We start from the raw sequence: 1,883 nt of genomic DNA on the forward strand, positions 1-1,883 counted from the left end.
GGGAGTTCGCCGCGCGGCGCCTGCCGGATCACATGGTGCCCTCCGCGCTGGTGGTGATGGAGGCGTTACCGCTGACCGTGAACGGCAAGCTGGACCGCAAGGCACTCCCGGCTCCCGAGTACACGACCGGGCCCGGCCGGGGCCCGGCCAACGTACGGGAGGAGATCCTGTGCGAGGTGTTCGCCGAGGTCCTGGGCCTGGACAGTGTGGGGGTCGACGACAACTTCTTCCGGTTGGGCGGGCACTCGCTGCTCGCGGTGTCGCTGGTCGAGCGGCTCCGGGTGCGCGGCGTCTCCGTGTCGGTACGCGCGCTGTTCGAGACCCCGACGGTGGCAGGCCTGGCGGCGGCGGCCGGTGCCGACCGGGTCGAAGTGCCCGCCAACGCGATCCCGGCGGGCGCGGTGGAGATCACGCCGGAGATGTTGCCGCTGGTCGAGCTCTCGCGGGCCGAGATCGAGCGGGTGGTCGCCACGGTCGACGGCGGCGCGGGCAACGTGGCGGATGTGTATCCGCTGGCGCCGCTGCAGGAGGGCCTGCTCTTCCACCACCTCATGGCGGCTGGAGGGCGGGACACCTACGCGGCGCCCACGGTGCTGGAGTTCGACTCGCGGGCTCGCCTGGACGCCTTCATCGCCGCGCTGCAGCAACTGGTGGATCGGCACGACATCTACCGCACGGGCATCGTGTGGGAGGGGTTGCGGGAGCCGGTGCAGGTGGTGTGGCGCCAGGCCGAGCTGCCCGTAGCGGAGGTGACCCTGGATCCGCGGGAGACGGACCTGGTGGATCAGATGCTGGCGTTCGGCGCGACGCCGATGGACCTGAGGCGGGCCCCTCTCGTCGATCTGCAGGTGGCGAGCGTGCCGGACGGCGACCGGTGGGCGGCACTGCTGCGGATGCATCACATGGTGCAGGACCACACGACGCTGGAAGCCGTGTTCGAAGAGGTGGTGGCGTTTCTCGGTGGCCGCGGTGAGGAGCTGGCCGAGCCGCTGCCGTTCCGGGACTTCGTGGCGCAGACGCGCGGTGGAATGGATCGGTCGGAGCACGAGCGCTACTTCGCGGAACTGCTCGGGGATGTCGGCGAGCCCACCGTGCCGTTCGGGCTGATGGACGTGCACCGGGACGGCACGGACATGCGTACGGCCAACATGGGCTTCAGCCCCGAGCTGAACACGCGCCTGCGGGAGGTCTCGCGGCAGCTCGGGACAAGTCCCGCGACCGTGGCGCACCTGGCGTGGGCGAGAGTGCTGGCGGCGGCCAGCGGACACGACGACGTGGTGTTCGGGACGGTGCTGTTCGGCCGGATGAACGCGGGGGCCGGGGCGGACCGGGTGATGGGCCTGTTCATGAACACCCTGCCGGTACGGGTGCGGGTGGACGGGACGGGCGTGCTGGCGGCGATCGCCGCCATGCGCGGGCAGCTCGCGAGATTACACGAGCACGAGCACGCGCCGTTGGCGGTGGCGCAGCGAGTCAGCGGGGTGCCGGGTGACACGCCGCTGTTCACCTCGATCCTCAACTACCGGCACAACACCGGCCAGGTCCTCGATCAGGAGGAGGCCGAGTACCGGGACAGGGCGATCGAGGGCATCAACAGACTGTATTTGCGGCCGCTCAACAACTATCCGTTGACCGTCGCCGTTGACGACGATACGGATGCCATGGGGCTGGCCGTGGACGCGATGCCCCCCGGGGACTCGCACGCGGTGGTCGTGTTGATGCGTACCGCTGTAGAGAATCTGGTGGCCGCGTTGGAGACGGCGCTGGACGGTGGTCCGGAGTTGCCGTTGAGCGCGGTGGAGGTGCTGGAGGAGGCTGAGCGTCACCGGGTGGGTGGGGGTGTCGTATGCGGAGTTGGAGGTGCGGGCGAATCGGCTGGCGCA

General features: G+C 70.2%; 1 protein-coding gene. It reads left to right on the forward strand.

Translation table 11 applies throughout. The features are described from left to right. Window positions 1–1,883: condensation domain-containing protein (locus IG98_RS0143765; RefSeq protein ID WP_245651974.1), on the forward strand; the 1,883-nt coding region annotated here is incomplete at both ends.

The organism is Streptosporangium amethystogenes, assembly GCF_000721075.1.
GTDB lineage: Bacteria > Actinomycetota > Actinomycetes > Streptosporangiales > Streptosporangiaceae > Streptosporangium > Streptosporangium amethystogenes.